The 16,950-nt window shown below is 41.5% G+C and carries 15 protein-coding genes; 2 read left to right on the forward strand and 13 right to left on the reverse strand.

Translation table 11 applies throughout. The annotated features are described in order from the left end of the window. Positions 1-70: 70 nt before the first annotated feature. The 7 genes from KJS58_RS19100 to KJS58_RS19130 form a co-directional block, all read right to left on the reverse strand. On the reverse strand, positions 71-2,188 hold the full coding sequence (locus KJS58_RS19100) for a M56 family metallopeptidase (RefSeq protein ID WP_213534905.1): 2,118 nt from the start codon (positions 2,186-2,188) through the stop codon (positions 71-73). Then, positions 2,185-2,565, reverse strand: a complete 381-nt coding sequence (locus tag KJS58_RS19105; RefSeq protein ID WP_213534907.1) for a BlaI/MecI/CopY family transcriptional regulator — start codon at positions 2,563-2,565, stop codon at positions 2,185-2,187. Before KJS58_RS19105 ends, KJS58_RS19100 begins: the two co-directional genes overlap by 4 nt. 166 nt (positions 2,566-2,731) lie before the next feature. Next, positions 2,732-4,156: a DHA2 family efflux MFS transporter permease subunit gene (locus tag KJS58_RS19110; protein ID WP_213534991.1), complete on the reverse strand. Its 1,425-nt coding sequence runs from the start codon at positions 4,154-4,156 to the stop codon at positions 2,732-2,734. Between the two features lie 96 nt (positions 4,157-4,252). After that, positions 4,253-4,822 carry a TetR/AcrR family transcriptional regulator gene (locus KJS58_RS19115; protein WP_213534909.1) on the reverse strand — a complete coding sequence of 190 codons (570 nt, stop codon included), beginning with the start codon at positions 4,820-4,822 and terminating at the stop codon, positions 4,253-4,255. Positions 4,823-4,989: 167 nt separating this feature from the next. Then, positions 4,990-6,651 carry a hybrid sensor histidine kinase/response regulator gene (locus tag KJS58_RS19120; protein WP_213534911.1) on the reverse strand — a complete coding sequence of 554 codons (1,662 nt, stop codon included), beginning with the start codon at positions 6,649-6,651 and terminating at the stop codon, positions 4,990-4,992. A gap of 191 nt (positions 6,652-6,842) precedes the next feature. Then, positions 6,843-7,079, reverse strand: coding sequence for a DUF6953 family protein (locus KJS58_RS19125; RefSeq protein ID WP_160035186.1), 237 nt, complete (start codon positions 7,077-7,079; stop codon positions 6,843-6,845). A 102-nt stretch (positions 7,080-7,181) separates the two neighbouring features. Continuing rightward, a complete protein-coding gene (locus tag KJS58_RS19130) occupies positions 7,182-8,009 on the reverse strand; it encodes a helix-turn-helix domain-containing protein (RefSeq protein WP_213534913.1) in 828 nt (275 codons plus the stop codon). A 122-nt stretch (positions 8,010-8,131) separates the two neighbouring features. Here KJS58_RS19130 and KJS58_RS19135 point away from each other — a divergent pair, with 122 nt between their 5' ends. Continuing rightward, entirely contained in the window at positions 8,132-10,105 is a 1,974-nt protein-coding gene (locus KJS58_RS19135; protein WP_213534993.1) for a glycoside hydrolase family 127 protein, read from the forward strand. 118 nt (positions 10,106-10,223) lie between these two features. Here the strand turns inward: KJS58_RS19135 and KJS58_RS19140 are convergent, their stop codons facing one another. From KJS58_RS19140 to KJS58_RS19160, 5 genes are all read right to left on the reverse strand, one after another. Next, positions 10,224-11,279, reverse strand: a complete 1,056-nt coding sequence (locus tag KJS58_RS19140; RefSeq protein ID WP_213534915.1) for an LLM class flavin-dependent oxidoreductase — start codon at positions 11,277-11,279, stop codon at positions 10,224-10,226. Positions 11,280-11,300: 21 nt separating this feature from the next. Then, positions 11,301-12,242, reverse strand: a complete 942-nt coding sequence (locus KJS58_RS19145) for a ring-cleaving dioxygenase (RefSeq protein WP_213534917.1) — start codon at positions 12,240-12,242, stop codon at positions 11,301-11,303. Between the two features lie 54 nt (positions 12,243-12,296). Beyond that, positions 12,297-12,734 carry a MarR family winged helix-turn-helix transcriptional regulator gene (locus KJS58_RS19150; RefSeq protein WP_213534919.1) on the reverse strand — a complete coding sequence of 146 codons (438 nt, stop codon included), beginning with the start codon at positions 12,732-12,734 and terminating at the stop codon, positions 12,297-12,299. A 145-nt stretch (positions 12,735-12,879) separates the two neighbouring features. Beyond that, positions 12,880-13,926, reverse strand: coding sequence for a hemolysin family protein (locus KJS58_RS19155; protein ID WP_213534920.1), 1,047 nt, complete (start codon positions 13,924-13,926; stop codon positions 12,880-12,882). A gap of 72 nt (positions 13,927-13,998) precedes the next feature. After that, positions 13,999-15,306: a hemolysin family protein gene (locus KJS58_RS19160; RefSeq protein ID WP_213534922.1), complete on the reverse strand. Its 1,308-nt coding sequence runs from the start codon at positions 15,304-15,306 to the stop codon at positions 13,999-14,001. 309 nt (positions 15,307-15,615) lie between these two features. Between KJS58_RS19160 and KJS58_RS19165 the strand changes: the two genes are divergently transcribed. Next, the gene (locus tag KJS58_RS19165; protein ID WP_213534924.1) at positions 15,616-16,641 is read left to right on the forward strand and encodes an LCP family protein; all 1,026 of its coding nucleotides are present in this window, start codon (positions 15,616-15,618) and stop codon (positions 16,639-16,641) included. A 52-nt stretch (positions 16,642-16,693) separates the two neighbouring features. Here KJS58_RS19165 and KJS58_RS19170 read toward each other — a convergent pair whose 3' ends face one another. Beyond that, positions 16,694-16,906 carry a TM2 domain-containing protein gene (locus KJS58_RS19170; RefSeq protein WP_213534925.1) on the reverse strand — a complete coding sequence of 71 codons (213 nt, stop codon included), beginning with the start codon at positions 16,904-16,906 and terminating at the stop codon, positions 16,694-16,696. Between the last annotated feature and the right edge of the window lie 44 nt (positions 16,907-16,950).

Raw genomic sequence — 16,950 nt, forward strand, 5'->3', positions numbered from 1 at the left:
ATTGCTCATACGAATCACTTATTCTCCAGACATGACGAAAAATGTAGAACATCCCTTTAAATGAATTTACTCAGCCTTCATCTCTGCTCACACCAATAATCTCACCATAGGGGTTAATAGTCATATGAACAGTACGCTCCCCACTCTTCTCAAACGTGAAAGAACCGGGAGACTTTGTTACTCTGCTTAAATCGTATCCCTTCAAGTCTATATGAAATAATTGTTCAGCAAGGTAGGAGAACTCTCTTCGAAACTGTTCATCACCGTAACTAAGTCTTGGCTTAGAGTATCCTACCGTTCCTGTAACAGGTATGGAACCATCCCGGATTCCCTGAATTTCATTCCGATCTGGATGCATGAATACATCTCCTGCTTCACCGAACCTCAACATTAGACTCTGATTTGCACCAAAGTTGTCATAGGAAAAGAAAACATCTGTTACATCGGTCTGAAGTACATCTTCATTTAATAAAGATAATGCTTGCCTAGCCGCTTCTATCTTTGCGTCTGAAACCTTGTTAACAGGCAGTTTAAATGAAATCCGATAGACCTCACCATTCGTAAAAATAACTTCAGTGGATTTACCCTGTTTTAAAACAGTTTGTATTCCTAATGTCTCCCCTCCTGTATAGTGTTCCAAACCTTTAATGTCGTATTTTATATGACGATGCACTGGGATATCGAACTCCGCAACACTTTCATATCCTTTTTCTTGCAAGGTATGTTCAGCTCTTTCAACCAACCCCGGCTCAAGACGTTCTATGGGAAGATCGAGACTCATAATGGCTCTTTCCAGATTTCCAGTATCTTCATTCACCCATATATAGTTCCTACCTGTCCCGTCTCCTTTGAATTCGAAGAAAACTTGATTCGTTTCTGAAACCGTCTCTACTTTAATTAAAGGAAGCGGCTTTCCCAAATGTCTCATCATCTCATGGATTGATTCCTCAGCTGTAGCTCGAATGGATGAATCTACGTTATCTAAAAGAGAAGCATTTTGCTTCGTCATCTCTATGATTTCTCTCTCTAAACCGGCATATTTACTATCTGCTTTCGCGTTCGTTAGAGCTACTAACATGAAAGTCGCAACGACTACTAATCCCAGGGCAGACCATAAGATTGATTTTCTCCGAAACTTGGTTATCATCATGATTCTCCTTTTGATCTGCAGCTTGTCTGATGAGAAATTAGCAGTAAAAAGCAGATGCGAGTTTGGTATATTTGACCTCTTTGTCAGTAACTTAATGATCGTGTATCCATACTCCTTCACTTCGCTGCCCTTAACATATGAAATCGCTTTGTGATCACATGACAGCTCCTGATCTTCCCGCATTCTGCGATAGGCATACCAGAGAACGGGGTTGAACCAGTGCACTACGAGTAGAAATAACATAACCCAATTCACTAGAATGTCCTTACGCTTGTAATGCACAAGTTCATGAAGGAAAATGTACTTTAATTCTTTCTCTGAAAACTCCTCTTCAACAGATGCAGGAAGTAATATTTGAGGCCGAAAAACCCCAATCAAGGCAGGTCCTTCTACTGCATCTGTAACTTTCAGCTTAACTGCTCTTTTGATACCCATGGATTTCTTACATTCCTTTAGGTACTGCAGCGTATGTGCATCCTCTTTAATGCCATTCTGAATGTGAGCCCTAATAAACTTTCGATTCATCTTCCATAGTTGGAACGCTAGTATACTAACACCCAACACCCAAACCAGGAAAACGCTCACATATAGCCATGGAATTTCTGACAAAAGTAGAGCTTGCTGCTGCCGAACTCCAGCATTTTCAACGCCTACCGTATCCTCACCTACCATGTCCTCCACTGGAGCAACGTCTCCAGTACTATGGTTTCTCCCGTTCATCTCCTCATCTTCAGTCAACAAGGATGAAGAAGTGATTTCGTAATCACCCACATCTGTAAACATGGTTTCTGTGGAGGAGTTTGTTGTTTTCGGAAATAGGTTGTATAAGCTAAAAGAACTTTCTGGAGCCCATGGCAGTATAAGTCTCATAATCAGAACCAACCATAAAGCATATTGCCATTTTACAGGGAGCCGGTCCCGTAGCAGTGTTTTTATCCCTAGTATGACAATGACCACCACAGAAGCCATGAGTGACGTCTTACCAAGCCATAATAAGAAGGAAGGCACCCCTTCCGTAAGCAGATGAACGATGCTCATTTCTCACCTGATTTTTTATCCAATAAATATTTCAGTTCCTTAATTTCTTCTTCTGTTAATTTCTCATCTTTCAAGAATTGCACAAACATCGGTTTCAGTGCCCCGCCATATAACCGCCGTAAAAACGACTTGCTTTCGGCCTTTACACACTCCTCCTCACTTACTAGCGGAGAGTATAAATACGTTTTACCTTCTTTATGAAATTCAAGTGCCTTCTTCTTCAACAGCCGATTAATCAGTGATTTCACTGTAGCGGGCTTCCACTCTTTATCATTACGCAGTTCATTCATCACGTCACTTGCAGTAGCAGGTGATTGCTTCCAAAAGACCTTCATCACTTCCCACTCCGCTTCTGAAATTCGTGGAACATCATTCATTTATCACCGTCTCCATTCTATATAATTACATTTGTAATCGATAGTGTTTGGTTGAAGTTTACACTTGTAATCGGTAAGTGTCAATAGTTTACTAGTTCTCCTCTACATTAACTAAAGCACAAAAAAACCTGCTGGCTTGTAAGCCAACAGGTTCTCTCAACTTTATTTACACCTTCACTCTTCGTACAAACAAAGAGACGATGAGTCCAATAATAGAAGCAATAAAAGCGAACATGAATGCATTTTGTACGCCTGCTGTCAGAGCTCCTGACATAAAGATCGGATCATTCACATCACCTGCATGATCAGCCATATATGTCATCTGACCCGCAGACATAATACTAATCGCAATTGCTGTACCGATCGCACCTGCAATCTGCTGCAGCGTATTCATTACAGCGGCTCCATCTGGATAATACTCTTTCGGCAATTGATTAAGACCATTGGTTTGACCAGGCATCATAATCATCGCCACCCCGATAAAGAGACCGGTATGCATCAGAATAACAGCAATTGTCGAAGTGTCGGTTGTTACATTTGTGAACAAGAATGTGAATAGCGTAGTAATGATGAATCCAGGGAATACAAGTACTCTTGGTCCAAACTTGTCAAACAGTCGGCCTGTAAAGGGTGACATCAGTCCATTCACGATTCCCCCTGGCAGCAGCATTAGACCGGCAGAGAAAGCAGCTAACAATAGTCCACCTTTTAAGTACAGTGGCAGCAAGATGGAAGCCGACAAGATAAGCATCATACAAATAAATACAATGATAACGCCAAAGGTAAACATCTTGAATTTAAATACACGCAGGTTAAGCATAGGTTTTTCCATACGGAATTGTCTTATTGCGAACAAGGTAAGTCCGATGACTCCCAGAAGCAGCGGAACAATGACGAGTGAATCGCCCCATGAACCTGCCCCTTCTCCTGCATTACTGAATCCATATACAATACCGCCAAATCCAATGGTTGAAAGCAACACAGATAGAATATCAATCTTCGGTTTTGTAATGGTAGATACATTTTGCATGAATTTCAAGCCAAAGAAGAAAGTTAAAATAAGCAGCGGCAGACAGAACCAGAAGATCCAGTGCCAGCTGAGTTTATCAACGACAAGACCAGACAATGTCGGACCTACAGCCGGAGCAAACGTAATAACAAGACCCATGGTTCCCATTACGGTTCCGCGTTTGTGTGCCGGGAAAATAACAAGAATTACCGTAGTCATCAGCGGTAACAATAGTCCTGTTCCGATGGCCTGAATTACACGAGCAACGAGCAGTACGGCAAAACTAGGTGCCATAGCAGCCACAAGTGTACCCAGAATCGAGAATAGTAATGATGCACTAAACAGTTGTCTTGTAGAGAACCACTGCAGTAATAGGGCAGAGACAGGAACAAGAATTCCGAGCACAAGCAGATAGCCTGTAGTTAACCACTGAACCGCGTGGGTTTCAATACCATAATCACTCATGATTTCGGTAAATGCCATGTTAAGTGCTGTTTCACTAAGTAAACCAATAAAAGCACCAATCATCAGTGCAATGGTAATGGGAACCGGCCTAATTGCCGGTTTTTCTAAAGATGACATCGTATGCTGACTCAAAAAAACACTCCTCTTATCACTATTTATCTATATTTAGACCAGTCTATATAATATGTCTGCAATACATGAGAGATTTCGGCTCTATTTTTTAAGTAAAGTGGGTAAATATTCGGCGACCACCTGCAGCGGCTGTCCATTTTTATTCGTAAGACAGCGCGTAATGGCTCCTTCGATCATACTGTTAATGAGCATGGATAACTTCGTAGCATGCTCAAGTTCAAATCCCTCTTTTATTAAACATATGCGATATGTTTCTTCCCACTTTTCAAAAGCTGCCTGACAAGCGAGTCGCAACGGTTCACTGATCAGCGACGTTTCAGCAGCAACGATACCGATGGGAATCCCTTCGAGTGTATCTACCTCGTTAAAGCAATCTACCATTTTTAAAATATGATTCTGAATTCCGGTTACCGCACTGACTTCTTTATTCAGACTTTTCAGGATATCCGCTTCTACAAATTCAGCCATCCTATGTACAGCTTCTATAGCCAGTTGTTCCTTTCCATTCGGAAAATGATAGTACAAGGAACCTTTCGGTGCTCCACTTTCTTTCAGAATCTGATTTAGACCCGTTGCATGATAACCCTGCAAGTGAAAAAGACGTGTTGCTGCAGCAAGGATATTATCTCTGGAGTCATTCTTTGAATTCAATCTTTTCCCCCATTTCTCATAAAATATAGTGACTGGTCTACTTATTTTCAGACTTTATTATTGTATAGAGGTCATTATTTACTGTCAATCTATTATTTATTAGTAATACAAAAAAACTCTGAGCCTTCCATTACGGAAAACTCAGAGCATTGATGTCTCTATTTAATCTATATGTTTGCTGTTAATTTTTTTGTTTGGAAGGCAATCAGCGCATTATATAGTTGCAATCTTCGGAAAGGTTTAAATGTTAAGAACTCATACCTCTTCTTCTGCTCGGCATTCAATGTCGTTCCAATGGGGGCTAGAAGTCCAATGGGCACATCCTCACCGAGGTATGCTCTAATATCGGATGATTCTTCTATACTGATATCCATTAATAGCAAATCATAAGTTAACCCCGACTGGATGTGGATCATCGCTTCCGCTGTAGATGCTACTTCTGTCTGTTCAATCCCCCAGCTTTTCAAGAGTCTACCCAGGGATTGCCTGCTTGTTTCGTTATCATCAATAATCAGGATCTTCATCTGTTTCAGAACAGATGAGGAGAATGGTAGATTATCATAACCGGCATATTCTTTAAACCCAAGAATAATACTGATTTTTGTCCCCTCAGAAACCTTACTCTCTACTTCAATAGATCCATCCATCATGTTCACTAAATTTTGTGCGATAGCAAGACCAAGCCCTGTTCCACCGTAGTGATGAATATGGTCGTTTTCATGAGCCTGGTAATAATACTGAAACAACTGAGATATTTTCTCTTCTGCTATACCTACGCCGCTATCCTGAATGGTAATTTGAATATACACCTGATCCTCATCCGAAGAATTCAAAAGACGCAGACATACAAGGATTTCACCTTCATGCGTAAATTTCACTGCGTTACTCAGAAAATTAAGCAGAATCTGCCTTATTTTCTCAGCATCACCGAGGAGATATGTGGGGATGTCTGGAGCTACATCAAGAATAACTTCAACGGGCTTGCCTAATGTCCTAGGAGCCACTGTATAAATGGAATCTTCTACTGTAGCAACAAGATCAAACGGATCTTCTTCCAGTACAGCTTTGCCAGCTTCAATCTTACTATAGTCTAAAATATTATTTACAAGTGACAACAGCGAATTGTTGCTTGACTTCAATAGATCCATATACTCCTGTTGCTGCTCCGAAAGCTCCGTTGTTTCTAGTAGATCGGACATGCCTATCGTTCCATTTATTGAATTACGAAGTTCGTGAGTGATCATGGCCAGAAATTCTGATTTATGTTGTGTCATCTGATCAGCCATTTGTACTTCATTACGTAACTTCTGGACTTTCAATTCAAATTCTTTCTTATCTCGATATAGCATTTCATTCCGCTTCACTTCAAGATCGATAATTCTTTCCAGTTCAATAATGTAAGACAAGAACATCGCCATGGAAGATAGCGTCTGAATATCCTCATCTTTAATTACCGCTGAGCTGCTATCAAGCACGCATAACGTTCCAAATAATCTTCCGCTCTTATAACTAATCGGCACTCCAACAAAGGAGTGATTCCCTATCTGCTCTGTAATATCTAATTCCTTCGTTATTGGATGCTCCAGAGTACTCGAGATAACAACCGGTTCTCTGCCAACCAAACTGCAATACGATTGCTTGTAAGGAAGCGAAACCCCTTCCTGTACGAGGATCTCTGCTCTGTTAAAAGCTTTCAATATCTTATTCGTTACACCATCATTCGTAGCTATAAAAATAGTCTCTGCTTGGATCAGAGACTTCAACACATCAATAATATGACTTGCAGCCTCTTCAAAATTTTGAAAGAAACGTGATTTGTCCTTGATCATAGTTCACCTCTATTTCATACGACGCGATGAAACCTACCCAAAGTATACACTATATTTATAGATATTACCTGTTGATAAACCTTTATAAGGATTATATTTCAAGAAAAGCTTGCCGAGCGATTACTACCGCCTCTATTCATTGATGCAAGTAAAAAACACGACCCATTACACGGATCGTGTTTGTATTTCTCTTAGGTCCAGCCCCACATAAATCCATCTCGATCCCAGGCGATTCGTCCCTTATGAAGTTTACGGAAAGCTTTCTTCACTTCTTTCTCTAGTGAGGCATTTCCATTCTCATTAACAAATACGAATTCCTCTCCAAAATGTTCCCGTACATAGCGAATGGCATCTTCTTGATATAAATTCCCCTTAAAACGAATTTCCTCTACCATCCATTCGGCTACCTGTTCAGCTGTATATGACATTCTTTATCTTCCCTTTCAATACCGTGTATAACTCTAGGTTTTCATTCATTTTAACACATTACGGGTCCATTTGTTTCTATTCATGATTGCAGCTTTATTCACTTACTCCTTATTCAGTTTGGTCAGACGGAATTCCCTTCGGTATGATGTAGGCGTCACACCGGCCAAGCGCTTGAACCATTTGGCAAACTGTTTATCATCCTTTATACCAACGAGCGCGGCAACTTCTTTAATATGTAAGTTTGTACCTGTCAGTGCTTCTTTGGCTGCATCGAGCTTTAATCGGTGAATGTAACCCAGCACGCCAACACCAAACCTTTTCTTAAACATACGAGATAAATAATCTTTGTTATATCCCATTTGATCTGCTATTTTCTCTACTGAAATATCTTCACTTTGTGCATGCAGACGAATCCATTCGAGAAGTTCGGGGAGCTGCGGATTCAGTGCCGAATACTCATCTGCATCTTGAAGCTGTTCTGCGAGTTCAATGAGAAGAGTGGTCAGAAAATAGTCTCCTGCTCTCCCTATTCGATACCCGCCGCTCCCTGCATGCAGAAGCTGACGTGCTAAAATATGTACTCGGTTTGGATTTGGGCATCTTGCATACCTTGGAATTTGTCCGTATGATTCTGCTACATCAGAGGGTGCTTGTTCAGGTAATAAAAAATGAAACCAGTAAAATGAAACTCCAGGCTGGGAAAGCTTGTACCCACGGTGTCTTTCTCCAGGTTCAAGCAGCAGAACATCCCCTTCTTTCACTTCATACATTAACCCATTTACTTCGATAAAAATCACCCCGGATACGCCAATAATCAGTTCATAATCTTCGATCGTCCGGTCCATATGAGACCAAGATTCATCCGATAGGAAGCGTCCGCCCATCACAAAAGTATACGGTTGCTGCAAATAAAGGGATAACAAATTCATTTCCTCCTTCCCTCTCATTATGAGGTCAGTTTTTGACACCTATTATACCTTACCTTCTACCGACAAAGGGCAGCATTCTGCACTATGATGTAATAAAAGATCATGAAATGGAGAGTGAGATCATGAATAAAGTATCCAGTGCGTTTCAATCTCAGCCTTTACCGCTAAAAAATATAGCCATTAACGATTCCTATTGGACTCCTTATGTTGAACTTGTTAAAAATACCGTTATCCCTTACCAATGGGATGCACTCAATGATGCGATCCCTGACGCTGAACCAAGCAGAGCTATTCGTAATTTCCGCATTGCTGCCGGACTTGAGGAAGGTGAGTTCCATGGTTTTGTATTTCAGGATACTGACCTGTACAAATGGCTCGAAGCCGTTGGCTTCTCCCTATCCAATTCCCCAGACCCTGACCTTGCCAAGATCGCGGATGAAGCCATTGACCTGATTGCCGCTGCACAAGATGAGGACGGTTACATCAATACCTATTTCATGGTTGCTGCACCGGATAAACGACTGACCAATCTGCATGACTGTCATGAATTTTATACGGCGGGTCATTTAATTGAAGCGGCTGTTGCCTATTACGAAGGTACAGGTAAAACCAAACTTTTGGATGTAGCAAAGAAATTCGCTGACTTCATCTGCCTTACATATGGACCAGAGCCCGGTCAAATTCGAGGATATGATGGTCATCAGGAGATTGAGCTTGCTCTCATTAAACTGTACCAAGTAACTGGCGATACAAAATACTTGAATCTCAGCTCTTTCTTTATTGATGAAAGAGGTCAACAACCAAGTTTCTTCCACGAAGAATGGGAACGCCGGGGACGGAAGTCATTCTGGACAGGAGATGTTGTACAGAAAGAATTCCCTAGCCTCGAATACTGGCAGGCGCACAAACCCGTTCGGGAGCAAGAAGTAGCCGTAGGCCATGCGGTACGTGCGGTCTACATGTATACGGCAATGGCGGATTTAGCCATCCTTAAAGGGGATCAGGAACTCCTGAATGCTTGCAAAAGATTATGGAATAACATTGTCCATAAGCAAATGTATGTTAATGGCAGCATCGGTTCAACTCATCACGGGGAAGCCTTTACTTTTGACTATGACCTGCCTAATGATACGAATTACTCCGAAACCTGTGCATCCATTGGCCTTATTTTCTTTGCTAGACGCATGCTTCAAGCAGAGATGAAAGGTGAATACGCAGATGTGATGGAGCGCGCACTCTACAATACGGTAACCGCCGGAATCGCTGAGGATGGAAAACATTATTTCTATGTAAATCCGATGGAAGTATGGCCGGAAGCGAGCAAAGGAAATCCAGGCAAACATCATGTGAAAGCAGTTCGCCAAAAATGGTATGGCTGTGCTTGCTGTCCTCCTAACGTTGCCCGTTTGTTATCTTCCCTTGGCTCATACATCTTTACTGCAAGCGAGGATACGCTTTATACCCATCTATATATCGGTAATGAAACACAGGTCACGCTCGGCTCTAGTAAAGCGACAATTGAGCTTACAAGTGAATTACCTTGGAAAGGACTAGCAAGTTTACAAGTCCAAGAAGTAGAAGGCGATGGAATATTCACTCTAGCGGTACGTGTACCATCCTGGTCTCAGGACACCTCCTTCCGCGTGAATGGAGAAGAAATTACGGCTGAAATTCGAGATGGATATGCCTACTTCAAACGCACATGGAAGCAAGGCGATCAGTTGTCCATTCATTTTGATATGCAAGCACGGCGCCTCTATTCTCATTCAAACGTGAGAGCAAACGCAGGCCGTGTAGCCCTTCAGCGCGGTCCGCTCGTTTATTGTCTGGAAGAAATGGATAACGTCTCTCCACTGACATCCGTTCGTCTGCCGGCAGATGCTGAGATTCGCGAAGTAACCGGCATATGGAATGATGAAATTGTATTCCTTGAAATAGACGGTATCCGTCAAGAAGAAGATACAGAACAGAAAGACACTCTCTACTCTACTGCATCGCCGAAGCAGGAAGCCCAGCGGCTGCTGGCTGTTCCATACACGTTATGGGGCAACCGTACACCAGGTGAGATGCAGGTTTGGATCCGAGAACAGTCCTAATTAAAATATAACACCGCAACCTCAGTACCATTCAAAGAAGAGCCAAGTCTATTTAGACTTGGCTCTTCTCACTTTTAAACCCACGATCGATCTAGCAAGTTCTATCTCTATTCCCTGCTCATTTTGCTGTATATTTCTTAACTGCCGGCATAATTACGGTTGCGATCAGTTCAATGTTTTTCATTACTTTATCCATTGGCATTCCACCAAAATCAATTTCAGCCATAAAACGTTGTTGATTATATAATTCATGTTGATACAGCATTTTTTCAATGATTTGCTCTGGGCTGCCCACCATTAGTGCATCACGGTAATCTATTGCTTGTGTGAATTGTTGCTTCGGATAGCCACTCCCTTTCAGTGCTCTCATCCCTGCATTAAGGTAAGGGTAATAATCACGAAGGGCATCCTGTGAATCCTTTGCAGTATAGAACAAGCTTGTCGTTGCTACAGGTAAGGTTTCAGGATCAAAACCACTTTCCTCTGCAGCCATACGGTAGGCATCTACAGATTGCTTGAAGTTTATCGCAGGTCCACCAAGCGTGGTCAGCATCATCGGAACTCCTGCACGTCCCGCTTTTATTGCACTCGCTGGAGGTCCGCCTACTGCCCGCCATATCGGCATTTGACCATGGAGTGGTTGTGGTAAGATCCCTGCATGTTTCAGCGGTGCTCTGAACTGACCTTCCCATGTAACGAACTCTTCCTTGTTCAGTTTCATAAGCAGTTCCATCTTCTCTTCAAACAATTCTTCATAGTCCTGAACATCATACCCAAGTAAGCTATACGCTCCCACTCTTGATCCGCGCCCTGCAACAATCTCAGCACGACCGCCTGATATTAGATCGAGCGTTGCAAAATCTTCGTACACACGAACAGGATCTGAGGTACTGAGTACCGTTGCTGAACTCGCTATTTTAATATGTTTCGTAGCTTGTGCAATTGCTCCCAAAATTACGGTATGTGCTTGTGTCGTAAAATAGTTCTGGTGACTTTCCCCTACGGCAAAAACATCCAGTCCCGCTTCATCCGCCAATTGGCTCGCTTCAATCAATTCATGAATACGTTGCTGCGCAGGAATACGTTTCCCTGTCATAGGATCAATTAAGTGCTCACCAATAGAATATAATCCAAATTCAATGCCTTTATTTGTGTCTATCCGGTATTGTTCCATCTCTATATCTCTCCTTCGTAATCAATCGATTGGCTGCAAGTTCGCTTCAATCTCGGCACGTCTCTCTTCTAAGAAAGGAGGAAGATCCAGTCCTTCTCCAAGCGACTCTACACTTGCATCTGCTGTAAATCCAGGACCATCTGTCGCCATTTCGAATAAAATCCCATTCGATTCACGGAAATATAAACTTTGGAAGTAGAAGCGGTCTACGATCCCTGAAGTGCGGAATCCCTGTTCGTTAATAACCTTATCCCAATAGCGCAATTCTTCCTCGTCCTTCACACGGATCGCAATATGATGAATGCTGCCTTTTCCCGGTTTTTCTATAGGTCCTTCTTGCTGTTTCACTACAATTTCTCCAAAGGACTGTCCGGCTACGGATTGATACACTACTTCATGCTCCGAACGAGATGCCTCTACATAACCGAGGAGCTCCTTTAAGGTTTTGTCTAATCGATCTGCATAACGTACGGTTAATTCAATCGCACCAAGCCCCAATATACGATGCTCTACAGGCACCACAGAATCTTTCCATGCTGACCAGTATTCAGGAGTTTCTAATCCATCATTGTTCAGCAGCACCATTCGGAGACCTTCGTTATCCTCAAAATACAGCGCATCTTTCCCCGCATATTGGGTGATTTCTCCGTGCTGTACATCAAGTACCTCGAATCTGTTTTTCCAAAAAACTAAACTCTCATAGGACGGGACAAGTAGTCCAATCTGGCTAATGCTATTCGTTCCACGAATCGTGCTCCCAACACGAGGCATTTCGAAAAAGGATAGTTCTGTTCCTGCGCTTCCTGTTACATCACCGTAAAACAGATGATACATACTAGGGTTATCTTGATTTACGGTCTTTTTCACTCTGCGTAAACCTAATACCTTTGTATAAAACTGATTATTTTCTTTCGCATCTTTCGTGAGCATAGAAATATGATGATGGCCTGAAATGGTATACATAATAATCTCTCCTTTATTAATTGACTAATCAAGTGATAGTTAAAAAAATTACCGCTATGGCAATTTTTTCGTTTGGCTATGTTTATGAACGCGTGTCATTAATCGATATAATGTTTTCTTCTCTTCTTCATCTAGTACTTCATCAAAAAAGGAAGATTGAAATTTAATTTGGTGTGTCATTGCTTGGGTAAGTGCTTCTTCCCCTTTTTCAGTCAAACGAATTGTTTTCGTCTTCCAGTGTTGCTGACGCTCGATATACTTCTCTCTCTCAAGCCTAGCTAACATACGAGAAATACCGCCTTGTGTTACGGTTACTTTCTCAGCGAGTTCCGATTGAGTCAGTGGTTGGTAGACCGATATTTGCATAAGAACATCAAATTGAGCGGTCGTTAGATCAAACTGCTTCAAAAATTCATTGGATAATTGATTGCTCTGGTGAGTAAAGCGCACTAGACGTAACCATATTAATGAACCTAGTGTGTTTTTCTCCATTGGCATCCCCTCAAGTCATTGTTTCTACTATCACTTTACTACTCAATTGATAAATATGCAAGCTTTTTATCTTAAATTAAAGATAAACGTTCTAATTCATAAAAATAAGCCTGCCCGATCATCAAAAGATCCAGGCAGGCCATTATTAGGTCAACACAGCTTCGTCACGAATATCCCCTACAATTTCTTCTAAGATATCTTCCATCGTAACAAGCCCTATCGTAATTCCTTCTTCATTCGTTACAGCCGCGATATGAACACGACTTTGCTGCATTTTTATGAGAACATCTTTAATTGAAGCGTTCTGCGAGAAGCGAGGCATATCATGGATAAATTCACCCATTCTACATTCTCTTCCTGCAGCCATACTTGTCAGCATTTCTTTCGTGTTAATAAATCCAATAAATCGATGTTTATTTCTCTCTTCGATAACAGGATACCGCGTGTATTCATTCTGGTTTAGAACTTCCATCATCTCATGAAGGGACATTCCGCTACTTAAAGTAACGATCTGCTCGCGTTCGATCATAATTTCTTTAAGCAATCGCTCATCAAATGCAAAAATGTTCTCCAGGTAATCCAGTTCTATCTGATTGATCTCTCCACGTTCATAGCTATGATTCACAATCAGCTTGAGCTCCTCTTCCGAATACACGGTATCGTGGCCGGCAGGTTTCACCCCAAATATACGAAGCAAGATCCGAGCTGAACCATTCAGTGCATAAATAAACGGATACATGACTTTACCGAACCAATAAAGCGGTGTAGCAAGTAGTAATGTCATCTTTTCTGCAAACTGAATAGCTAGTGTCTTAGGTGCTAATTCACCGATAACCACATGTAAAAATGTAATAATAGCGAGGGCAATGGTGTATGACAGCACCGTTGCTAGAGCTGCTGGTACATCAAAATGATCAAAAATCGGATGCAGTATTTTTTCAACCGTCGGTTCACCCAACGCACCAAGTACAAGCGCAGTAATGGTAATACCGAGCTGACAGGCTGATAGATAATAATCAAGATCATGTGCTACTTTTTTGGCAGTTATCGCCTTCTTATTCCCATCCGCAATCAGTTGTTCGATCCTGGACATCCGTACTTTAAGAATTGCAAATTCCGCTCCGACAAAGAAAGCGGTGAGTCCAATAAATACAGCGACCAAAACTAAGTTTAACGCAATTATTCCGTCCAATTCATTCCCTCAGGCTGAGGGATTCACCTCCAAGAAATTGATCTTACTTTCTTTCATCAAAAGAGAATCCCTCTATTTATGATGAACACGCTGAAGAATAACTTGCTTAATCTGATAGTTATCCATCTCTGCGACAGTCCATGTAAATTCTCCATGTTCAATCACATCACCGGTCTCAACCGTTGTACCTTTATGATATTGAATCCAACCTCCAATGGTGTCCATCTCTTCATCGCCCTCAAAAATGAAACCAAACTGCTTCTCCAGTTCGTTCAGGAGGACACGACCGTTAATCAAATACTCATGTTCCCCTGTTTTTTGTATATCCGCTACTTCATCCGCATCAAATTCATCACGAATTTCGCCTACAATTTCTTCTAATATATCTTCCATGGTAAGGATGCCGGATGTACCTCCGTATTCATCAATAACGACGGCCATATGCACTTGTTGCTGTTGCATTTTAATCATGGCATCCTGAATCCTTGTATTTTCAACAACATAGGGAAGTTCCCGAATGAAATCAGAGAGCTTGCTTTCTTTTTTAGCAACAATATAGGGCAGCATTTTCTTCACATTCACTACCCCAACAATCCGATCTTTGTCCCCTGCCTCAATGACAGGATAACGGGAATAATTGTATTGATCTAAAATAGGAATGATATCTACATACTCCATATCCTGATCTATAGTAATCAGTTCTGTCCTAGGGACCATGATGTCTTTGGCAACGCGCTCGTCGAAAGAAAAAACATTTTCCATGTAGGCAAGTTTCGTCTGGTTAATCTCGCCGCCTTCATAACTTTGATTCATAATAATTCGCAGCTCATCTTCCGAATAGGCCTGATCATGCCCCGCAGGCTTAACACCAAAAGCACGAAGTAGGACACGTGACGCCCCATTTAATGCCCAAATGAATGGATACATCACCTTACCAAACCAATAAAGGGGTGCAGCAAGCAGCATGGTTATCTTCTCAGCGTATTGAATCGCTACTGTCTTCGGTGCCATCTCTCCCACTACCACATGCAGAAAGGTTACGAAAATAAAAGCAATCGCATAAGAAGCAGCAGAAGCAATCGATTCTGGTACATACAAGTAATCAAATAATGGATATAATAAGCGTTCCACCGTCGGTTTTCCTAGAGCCCCAAGTCCGAGCGCCGTAACCGTAATACCTAATTGACAGGCTGAAAGATAATAATCTAGATCTGCGACGACCTTCTTCGCCAAGACTGCTTTTTTATTGCCTTCGGCAATGAGTTGGTCGATCTGAGACATACGTATTTTAACAACAGCAAATTCGGATGCAACGAAAAAAGCAGTGAGTCCAATTAATATAAAAAGTATGAATAAATTCGTAATGGTTACAATGTCCAATGACTTCCCTCAGCTGAGGGATTCACCTCCAAAAATAGTTTCATTCTAAGTGAGTTTGAGTCCTGCCTCCTTTTTCGTAATCCATATGGATTAAAATAAGAAAACCATACAGCTCAACGTAACGGTTTGCTTGTTTCAACGATACCATATAATCTAAAAATCTCTAAACTTACCTATATTACAATTTCGTAAGAGAACTGTAAGTTAAAAGATTAGCACGTCATCTTTGCATTTATTTATAATTAAACTTGGTAAATGACCCTTAAGCTAAGAAACCTCATCTCACTTGATTTGAAAGGATAATACCTGATGACCAAGAAAACAAAACAAGCCCTGATTACTGTTATCACATTGATTGCGCTGGCTGCTTTACTCGCGGGGGGTTACTATTTTATTTCTATCGCAAATGAACTTGGAGACTTGCAAAAAACAGGAGAAGACTCGCCTTTTTACAATATTGAAAAGGTAGATCAGGACTCTGCCATAGAGCCCCCGGTTTGGGAAGGCGACGAGCCTGTAAACGTGCTTCTTATGGGTGTGGATGCGAGAGGTTTCTCTGAGGGTGAGATCCCGCGGTCTGATACGATGCTAGTGGCTTCAATAGATCCAGTTACAAAGAAAATCTCCTTGTTCTCTCTGTTACGTGATACATATACCGCAATACCGAACTATGGAAACAATCGAATTAATACGGCTATTACCCATGGTCCAGACATAGCAATGCAAGCGGCAAGTGACCTTTTAGGAATTCCCATTCCGTATTATGTGTACACCGACTTCCAAGGCTTCATCAAACTCGTGGATGCAGTGGACGGCGTAGATATCGAAGTAGAAAAAGATTTATATTATGTGAGCAAGGCAGATAACCATGAATACGATATCGATTTAAAGCAGGGATTTCAGCACCTTGATGGAGAAAAAGCATTAATGTATGTCCGTTTTAGACATGATGCGATGTCGGATTTTTCTAGAACAGAAAGGCAACGTAAACTGCTGGGAGCCATTGCTGAGAAACTGAAAACCACGTCATCCATGGCAAGGCTTCCTTCGATCCTGAAGGGAGTCAACCCATATATTGATACGAACCTTACATTTAATGATATCTGGAAGCTTGCCGCTCTTGGGGTTCAAAGCAATCTCCAAGCTACTGAGCAAATACCTCCTATGAATTTGATTAAAGAGACAAAGATTGGCGGTGCAGCTGTTCTTACCGTCAAAGATCCAGATGAACTAAAAGCATACGTTCAAGAAGTACTCGGCTCCGGACAAGATTCCGCAGATCATGAAGAAGATGTGGAAAATAAAGAAGATACAGAAGTAATTTCAACCTATTAAAAAACAGCCATTACCCGGTATTCCTACGGGGTAATGGCTGTTGCATCATGTATTATACATACTTGCTATTATATTTGGCGTTAAAATCTTCATCCGATTTCACGAGATAAATAATCCCCTCAATCAGCCCCAGAAATCCTGGAATGGCCGTCCATGATAAAAGAAGGTACGCTATGCCCCAACCAATTCTTCCTAAATAAAATTTATGTATACCTAATGATCCAAGCAGAATAGCTAGTACACCGGCTACCACTTTATTCTTCATTTCTTTCACCTCCCAAGCTATTGCATTGTATCATATATTCTTTA

Origin of the sequence: Paenibacillus sp. J45TS6 (genome assembly GCF_018403285.1) — a bacterium.
Lineage (GTDB): Bacteria > Bacillota > Bacilli > Paenibacillales > Paenibacillaceae > Paenibacillus.

Bases quoted from the DNA above. Each gene is read 5' to 3' on its own strand.
- KJS58_RS19120 (WP_213534911.1), bottom strand. From the start codon at position 6,651: ATGATCAAGGACAAATCACGTTTCTTTCAAAATTTTGAAGAGGCTGCA.
- KJS58_RS19150 (WP_213534919.1), bottom strand. From the start codon at position 12,734: ATGGAGAAAAACACACTAGGTTCATTAATATGGTTACGTCTAGTGCGC.
- KJS58_RS19140 (WP_213534915.1), bottom strand. From the start codon at position 11,279: ATGGAACAATACCGGATAGACACAAATAAAGGCATTGAATTTGGATTA.
- KJS58_RS19165 (WP_213534924.1), top strand. From the start codon at position 15,616: ATGACCAAGAAAACAAAACAAGCCCTGATTACTGTTATCACATTGATT.
- KJS58_RS19110 (WP_213534991.1), bottom strand. From the start codon at position 4,156: ATGTCATCTTTAGAAAAACCGGCAATTAGGCCGGTTCCCATTACCATT.
- KJS58_RS19170 (WP_213534925.1), bottom strand. From the start codon at position 16,906: ATGAAGAATAAAGTGGTAGCCGGTGTACTAGCTATTCTGCTTGGATCA.
- KJS58_RS19135 (WP_213534993.1), top strand. From the start codon at position 8,132: ATGAATAAAGTATCCAGTGCGTTTCAATCTCAGCCTTTACCGCTAAAA.
- KJS58_RS19125 (WP_160035186.1), bottom strand. From the start codon at position 7,079: ATGTCATATACAGCTGAACAGGTAGCCGAATGGATGGTAGAGGAAATT.
- KJS58_RS19105 (WP_213534907.1), bottom strand. From the start codon at position 2,565: ATGAATGATGTTCCACGAATTTCAGAAGCGGAGTGGGAAGTGATGAAG.
- KJS58_RS19100 (WP_213534905.1), bottom strand. From the start codon at position 2,188: ATGAGCATCGTTCATCTGCTTACGGAAGGGGTGCCTTCCTTCTTATTA.
- KJS58_RS19130 (WP_213534913.1), bottom strand. From the start codon at position 8,009: ATGAATTTGTTATCCCTTTATTTGCAGCAACCGTATACTTTTGTGATG.
- KJS58_RS19145 (WP_213534917.1), bottom strand. From the start codon at position 12,242: ATGTATACCATTTCAGGCCATCATCATATTTCTATGCTCACGAAAGAT.